This window comes from Phocaeicola sp. (assembly GCF_057861905.1).
In genome coordinates this window covers 47,959-55,264 of the sequence record NZ_DBMACV010000015.1, presented here as the reverse complement: position 1 = coordinate 55,264, position 7,306 = coordinate 47,959, and the positions used below count along the sequence as shown (strand labels likewise).

The window sequence follows — 7,306 nt, the reverse complement described above, 5'->3', positions numbered from 1 at the left end:
CCCCTCACGGTGGACACCCTTGCCTGAAGCTAACGATTCCCACTATCAAGGCTCGTTCGGGACTTACACCCTATAGTTGTTGCCCATGCAGGGCAAACATGCTTAACGGAAAATTTGTACAAATTTTCCGTTTTTTTGTACAAATTTCTGAAGACTTTGTACAAATCATATTACAAAGGCCAGCAGGTTTTAAAAGAGAACGCACGACTTTTCTATAAACCTGACTGCATATTTTACCCCCTTTATCTGCATGCGCATCTACCGGAAACTCCGGTATGATGCCAACTGAATGAGATAAAGGGGGTAAAACGTCTTACTGGTCGGGATTTTCAACCTTACCCTTATATTTTTCGGGCAAATCTTTCTCTATCGCTTTATACGATTCTGTCATCAGCATTTGCAGGTTTTCTTCACCTTTCTTGCCAAGCGGGTAAATAGGCTCATGTATAGTCAGCGTCATCGGATGCCAGTGAAGGAGTTTGCCCGTACGAGGAAGGATGTCGAAAGAACCGTCTATCGTCAGCGGAATGACGGGCAACTGAAGCTGGTCGGCCAGCAGAAAGGCACCTTTTTTGAAGTTCGCCATGTGGCCGGTAAAAGTACGTGCTCCCTCAGGAAATACCACCAGTGAAGTTCCGCCCTGAAGCACTTTTTCTGCCCCCTTTATGGTTTCATAAATCTTGCGCGGACTGGATTTGTCGACAAAGATGAATCCAGCCGACTCACATGCCTTACCGACAAACGGAATTTTACGAAGGCTTTTCTTCATCATCCATTTAAAGTTACGCCCCAAAAAGCCGTATACCAGAAAAATATCGAACGAACCCTGATGATTGGCAACGAACACATACGAAGTTTTCTTGTCCAGATGTTCGTGTCCCCGAACTTTAACAGGAAGTAAAAACAGAAAACAGGTCAGCTGCGACCACAGTTTTCCGGGATAATAGCCCCAGAAATGCCCGTTTCCCAACCAGCAGCCCAGCATGGTAGTCAGGGCAGTCAGTATAGTTGCCACCAGAAATATAGGCAACCCGATACAGATTTGATAGATAATGTATAAGAATCTCATTGCTTGTATAGTTTATAAATTATTATTTCTTCCGTAAGGTAATGACCGTTATCTCGGGCCATGCTCCCAGCCTCATAGGAAAGAGCACATATCCCAGTCCGATATTGACATATAGTCCACGTCCCTGTTGCAGGTATAATCCCCGATGTTCGGGATAAACAAAGCGGGAAAGAGAAAATCCAAATAAATTGACTTGCATATCGTGCGTATGTCCAGCCAGCATCAGTTGGATATCCGTATCCGGCAAAACGCTTCTTCGCCAATGAGTAGGGTCGTGACTCAGCAGCACCTTGAACATGCCCTCCGTACCTTGTTGCGCCCGAGGTAAATCACCACGGTCAGGGAAAGGAGGCTTTCCGCTGTTTTCTACTCCTATCAATGCAATCGAATCGTTTCCGCGGCGGATAATGCGATGGTCGTTCATCAACATCTTCCAGCCCATCTGTTCTTCCCTCATTACCAGCGTATCGATATTTGCCAGTCGTTCCGCCTCGCTATTCCATTGAGCATAGGTAGCGTAATCGTGATTTCCAAGTACGGAATATACTCCATCTCTGGCGTGCAATTTTGAAAAAACCGGCATGAACTCTTTCATTTCATTGGCACGGCTATTCACCAGATCGCCCGTAAACACAGCCAAATCGGGATGCTGGGCGTTACAAAGCTCTATAGCTCGCTGCAAGGCTTCCGTATTCCCTTTCCAGCTTCCGGAATGAATGTCCGACAACTGAAGTATCCGATATCCATCGAATGCAGCGGGAAGATCGGGAGAAGAAAAGGTGACCTGCTTTACTTGAAAGTATTCCTTACCCCATATCGCACCAAAAAGGACATAAGCCAATGTAGCAACGGCTACTACAACCGATACAGTCTTGTGATACAACGGTACACGGATAAGCCGGTGTAAGGCTCTCAACAAGATATCGCACAACACAAATATCAGTTTCGGCACAGCAAAGCATAAAGTCACAATCAGATAAATGCCAAAGGACTCATGCAGGGAATTATGGGCTGCAACGAAAACAATCAGTGCCAGCAACAGCAATGTGGTAGGCAACCAGTATAGTTTCTTCGACCAAGCCTGCTCTGCCTGTCTTATATATACCTTATAGATATACCAGTCGGGCAATAACAGCAATACGATAAAAAACAGTGAAACTCTTGCCAGTATCATAATACTTCTTATTGTTGCAGGTTAGCCACTAAATATTTTCTGATTTCACTCACATCGCATCCACGTCGGGCAGCATAATCGGCAAGCTGTTCCTCGTCTATCTTCCCCACCGAGAAATAGCGAGAAGCCGGATGGGCAAACATCAGTCCGCATACCGAAGCATGGGGCTGCATCATACCGTTTTCCGTAAGCCGGATGCCAATGCGTTTCATGTCGAGCAGTTCGTCCAGCAGAAAGCTGACGGAAATATCGGGAAGCGACGGGTATCCTACCGCCGGACGTATGCCCTGATAATCCTCATTCAGCAGTTGTTTCATGGTCAGGTGCTCGTCTTTGGCATATCCCCATACCGTTTTCCGGATGGTTTCGTGCACTTTTTCGGCCGCAGCTTCTGCCAGGCGCTCTCCCAAAGTCTTAATCAGCATAGATTTATAATCATCGCCTTCGAATTCCTTCTCCATAGCCTCATCGATGGTAGTGGCAAAGGCACCTACCGTATCGACTATACCGGAAGATAAGGGACGGACGAAATCACTCAGACACAAGAATGGATCGTCCGGCCGAACCCGAGTCTGCTGCCTCAGCAACGGGAAACGGGTTCCTTCCAGTATCAGATTGTCACCATCGGCATTGGCATTCATCAGCCGGTAAATGGCATATACCTTATAACGTCCGTCTATACTGTTCAGCATGCGGTTGGCTTCCTTATGGAGCTGCATAGCTTGTGCTGCCTTGGCACAATCCTCCGTAGGAAACGAAGCCAGCCAGCTCGCCCGACAGGCATCACAGCCATGAATATCGGCTATGGCAGCAAAACGGGGCTGAAATCCCCAGGCGTGAAAAAAATAAATCCAGTTAATGTATTCTGCCAGATCGTGTATCTCGTATGTAACTGTTGTAATGTCTGTCTGCATCTTTCATCGGTTAAAGACAAGTGCCTCCCCTCGGTGTTGGGTGTCGACCTTGCCATCACTGTATACTAAAGTTCCGTTTACAAATGTCTTTTCTACTTTCGCATGGAAGTGCTTTCCCTCCATCGGACTCCATCCGCATTTACTCAAGACGCAATCCTTGGTAACTTCCCATTCACTGTCTGGATTAACCAATACCAAGTCTGCCTTATACCCCGGACGGATATAGCCTCGTCTGTCTATCTGGAAAAGCTCTGCCGGAGCATGACACATCTTCTGTACGAGCTGTTCTACGGTCAATACACCTTCTCTTACCAGTTCCATGATACTCACCAGCGAGAATTGCAGGCTCGGCATGCCGGAAACAGCCTTCAGTGCTCCTCCCTGTTTTTCCGTCAGCAGATGAGGCGCATGGTCTGTACCGATGACATCTATCAGATTCGTAGAAAGGGCCTTACGAAGCATATCTCGGTCGTTTCGGGTCTTGATGCTCGGATTACACTTGATGCGCGCGCCCAGTGTCTTGTAATCTTCATCGCAAAACATCAGATGTGACACGCATGCTTCGGAAGTAATGCGTTTCTCAGCTATCGGCTTGTCTTCGAACAGTTTCAGTTCCCGTGCCGTACTTACATGAAGAATATGCAGGCGTGCACCTGTTTCCTTGGCGAGCTGCACTGCCAACGAGGAAGAATGCCAGCAGGCTTCTTCGCTCCGGATACGCGGATGGAAAGAAATATCAACGTCATCTTCTCCGTATTTTGACTTGATCAATTCGGTATTCCAGCGAATGATAGTCTGGTCTTCGCAATGAGCCGCTATCAGCATACCAGCTTCGGCAAATATCTTACGCAAAGACTCAATGCGGTCTACCAGCATATTTCCGGTACTGGCTCCCATGAAAAGCTTTACTCCGCACACACGGGTCTTGTCGAGTTCATGCAGCAAATCTGCATTATTGTTCGTTGCCCCGAAGTAGAACGAGTAATTTACGATGCACTTGTTGCCAGCATCGGCAAACTTATTGTTAAGCGCCTCCAGTGTAGTAGTCTGCGGATTGCAGTTCGGCATATCCATGAACGAAGTTACTCCACCAGCCGCAGCGGCAGTTGTTTCGCTCATCATATCGGCTTTGTGTGTCAGTCCCGGGTCACGGAAATGTACATGATCATCTATAACTCCCGGAATAAGATAACATCCATGAGCATCAATTTCGATGTCACACAAAACAGAGGGCCGAGTTTCTCCGTGCAATACTTCACAGATCGTATCACCTTCGACAACAACAGAACCAGCAAACTTTAATCCTTCGTTTACAATTGTAGCGTTATAAATCCATGTACGTTTCATATTTATTTATATTTTGGATAACTTTTAAACCAACTATCCCATTTCAGCCGAATCACTCCAAATACGGCTTCACCAAAAATACTACTATTCATCTTAGATGTTCCCAGTTCACGATTTACAAAAATAACCGGAACTTCCACTATCTTGAACCCACACTTGTAGGCTGTGAACTTCATTTCTATCTGGAAAGCATAGCCTTTGAAACGGATATTATCCAGCGGTATGGTTTCCAGCACCTTACGCTTATAGCATTTAAATCCCGCTGTCGTATCGTGAATAGGAAGTCCCGTTACGAAACGTACATATTTCGATGCAAAATACGACATGAGCACACGCCCCATAGGCCAGTTTACCACATTTACGCCACTGATATAACGAGATCCGATTGCCACGTCGGCACCGTCGTCATGACAAGCCTTGTATAAACGAGGCAAGTCATTAGGATTATGACTGAAGTCGGCATCCATCTCAAATATGTAGTCGTACCCATGTTCGATAGCCCACTTGAAGCCTGTAATATAAGCCGTTCCCAAGCCCAATTTTCCTTTTCTTTCTATCATAAACAGACGTTCAGGAAACTCGGTCTGCAATCGCCGCACAATATCAGCAGTACCGTCGGGTGAATTGTCTTCGATAATCAGAATATGAAAACATTTCTCCAGGCCAAACACTGCACGAATTATATTTTCGATATTTTCCTTTTCGTTGTAAGTAGGAATAATAACGATACTGTCACTTGTCTGCATAATAATCTACATTTTAGGGCAAAGATAAATATATTTCAGGTCAAGCCCATGAGAAAACCGAGATTTTATGTACTTTTGTACTTCCGAACATAGAAACAATTAACCACTTATATCGGCATATGGAGAATTATATCGTATCGGCACGTAAATATCGTCCCGCTACATTCGATACCGTTGTAGGGCAGCGCGCCCTGACTACTACCCTGAAAAATGCGATTGCCAACCAGAAACTGGCGCATGCTTATCTGTTTTGCGGACCGCGAGGGGTGGGAAAAACAACGTGTGCACGAATTTTTGCCAAGACAATCAACTGCCTGCATCCTACAGCCGATGGAGAAGCCTGCAACGAATGTGAATCGTGCCGTGCCTTCAACGAACAGCGTTCATATAACATCCACGAACTGGATGCCGCATCAAACAACTCGGTAGAGGATATACGTTCACTTATCGAACAAGTGCGCATTCCGCCACAAATCGGAAAATATAAAGTATATATCATCGATGAGGTACACATGCTTTCTCAGGCTGCATTCAATGCTTTCCTGAAAACGCTGGAAGAACCGCCTCATCATGCCATATTCATTCTTGCCACAACCGAAAAACATAAAATTCTTCCTACAATTCTGAGCCGTTGCCAAATATACGATTTCAACCGTATCAGCGTAAACGACACGGTAGAGCATCTGGAAAACGTGGCAAAGAAAGAACATATCGAAGCGGAACCGGAAGCGCTGAATGTTATCGCACAAAAAGCTGACGGGGGTATGCGTGATGCCTTGTCTATCTTCGACCAGGTGGTCAGCTTTACCAACGGACATATCACTTACCAAAGTGTGATAGAGAACCTGAATGTATTGGATTATGAATATTATTTCAAACTGACGGATGCTTTTCTGGAAAACAGAGTTTCCGACTGTCTGCTTACATTCAATGAGGTTCTGAAGAAGGGGTTTGACGGAAACCATTTCATTACGGGATTGACTTCGCATTTCCGTGACTTGCTGGTAAGCCGTGATCCCGAAACGCTGCAACTGCTGGAAGTAGGTGCATCCATACGCAGCCGCTATCAGGCACAGGCACAGAAATGCAGTCCTCAGTTTCTGTACAAAGCGATGAAGTTGTGCAACGATTGCGATTTAAATTATCGGGTGAGCAAAAACAAACGCCTGCTGGTGGAACTGACTTTAATTCAACTGGCACAACTGACAGCCGACAATGATATTTCCGGTGGTGGGCAAGGCCCTGCCAAGCAATCATTAAAACCGGTTTTCAATCAGGCGCAAACCAATCATACCGCACAAGCAAGCGCTAATCAGGCATATCCGCAGGCTACACATGAAGCAACGGGACATTATAATACAACAGCATCTCAGAACCAGCCTGCCGGACAGCAGCAAGTGACTAATAAGCCTTCTACTCAGCAGCAGACAACTGCTCCTGCTGCGGCTGCATCGCCTGCCGGTCATCCGAATCCGCTTCCGAAAACAAATACGGAGAAGAAAATTCCGGTTATGAAAGCAGGTAGTTTCGGCATATCCATCCGAAGACAATCTGCCCAACAGCCTGCGGCAAACAGTAGTACCACAAATGCGAATGCGCCTGTACAACAAGTAGAACAAGCTTACGAAGATTATATCTTCAACGAAAAAGACCTGAATTATTATTGGCGTGAATTTGCAGCAAGGCTTCCCAAAGAAGAAGCTGCCAATGCAGCCCGCATGATGAATATGCAACCTCATCTGCTGAAGGATCAGACGACTTTCGAAATTGCTGTAGACAATGATATGGTACAAAAGTATATGACGCAACTGGCTCCGCAAATAGAGCAGCATCTGCGTCAGCAACTGCATAACCGCAAAATAAAAATGACGGTCCGTGTCAGTGCGGCAAATGAAAATATTCGTGCCTACAGCCATGTAGAACGTTTCCAGATGATGAGCAAAAAGAACCCCAGCCTGCTGAAACTGAAAGAAACTTTCGGACTGGAACTGTCATAATGAAACAGCAGCAAAGACTGACTGTTCTGTAAGAAATAGTACTTACCTAATAAAGCAAG

7 protein-coding genes are annotated in these 7,306 nt (G+C 45.9%); 2 read left to right on the top strand and 5 right to left on the bottom strand.

The window, feature by feature from the left end:
- The coding region (locus ACZM60_RS04985; RefSeq protein ID WP_489520922.1) for a hypothetical protein at nucleotides 1-218 on the top strand (218 nt) is incomplete at its 5' end.
- A 95-nt stretch (nucleotides 219-313) separates the two neighbouring features.
- Here ACZM60_RS04985 and ACZM60_RS04980 read toward each other — a convergent pair.
- The 5 genes from ACZM60_RS04980 to ACZM60_RS04960 are packed head-to-tail and all read right to left on the bottom strand — an operon-like array spanning nucleotide 314 to nucleotide 5,250.
- Nucleotides 314-1,069, bottom strand: coding sequence for a lysophospholipid acyltransferase family protein (locus ACZM60_RS04980; RefSeq protein WP_340319434.1), 756 nt, complete (start codon nucleotides 1,067-1,069; stop codon nucleotides 314-316).
- A 22-nt stretch (nucleotides 1,070-1,091) separates the two neighbouring features.
- Nucleotides 1,092-2,243, bottom strand: coding sequence for a metallophosphoesterase (locus ACZM60_RS04975; RefSeq protein WP_489520921.1), 1,152 nt, complete (start codon nucleotides 2,241-2,243; stop codon nucleotides 1,092-1,094).
- Between the two features lie 8 nt (nucleotides 2,244-2,251).
- Nucleotides 2,252-3,157, bottom strand: a complete 906-nt coding sequence (locus ACZM60_RS04970; RefSeq protein ID WP_021970790.1) for a vitamin B12 dependent-methionine synthase activation domain-containing protein — start codon at nucleotides 3,155-3,157, stop codon at nucleotides 2,252-2,254.
- 3 nt (nucleotides 3,158-3,160) lie between these two features.
- Complete coding sequence (locus ACZM60_RS04965; protein ID WP_489520920.1) at nucleotides 3,161-4,504, bottom strand: dihydroorotase; 1,344 nt, start codon at nucleotides 4,502-4,504, stop codon at nucleotides 3,161-3,163.
- 2 nt (nucleotides 4,505-4,506) lie between these two features.
- A complete protein-coding gene (locus tag ACZM60_RS04960) occupies nucleotides 4,507-5,250 on the bottom strand; it encodes a polyprenol monophosphomannose synthase (protein ID WP_489520919.1) in 744 nt (247 codons plus the stop codon).
- A gap of 119 nt (nucleotides 5,251-5,369) precedes the next feature.
- Between ACZM60_RS04960 and ACZM60_RS04955 the strand changes: the two genes are divergently transcribed.
- Nucleotides 5,370-7,247: a DNA polymerase III subunit gamma/tau gene (locus tag ACZM60_RS04955; RefSeq protein ID WP_021970787.1), complete on the top strand. Its 1,878-nt coding sequence runs from the start codon at nucleotides 5,370-5,372 to the stop codon at nucleotides 7,245-7,247.
- The last annotated feature ends 59 nt before the right edge of the window (nucleotides 7,248-7,306 follow it).

Excerpts from the sequence above, each read along its gene's own strand:
- ACZM60_RS04980 (WP_340319434.1), bottom strand. The coding sequence starts at position 1,069 with ATGAGATTCTTATACATTATCTATCAAATCTGTATCGGGTTGCCTATA.
- ACZM60_RS04975 (WP_489520921.1), bottom strand. The coding sequence starts at position 2,243 with ATGATACTGGCAAGAGTTTCACTGTTTTTTATCGTATTGCTGTTATTG.
- ACZM60_RS04970 (WP_021970790.1), bottom strand. The coding sequence starts at position 3,157 with ATGCAGACAGACATTACAACAGTTACATACGAGATACACGATCTGGCA.
- ACZM60_RS04965 (WP_489520920.1), bottom strand. The coding sequence starts at position 4,504 with ATGAAACGTACATGGATTTATAACGCTACAATTGTAAACGAAGGATTA.
- ACZM60_RS04960 (WP_489520919.1), bottom strand. The coding sequence starts at position 5,250 with ATGCAGACAAGTGACAGTATCGTTATTATTCCTACTTACAACGAAAAG.
- ACZM60_RS04955 (WP_021970787.1), top strand. The coding sequence starts at position 5,370 with ATGGAGAATTATATCGTATCGGCACGTAAATATCGTCCCGCTACATTC.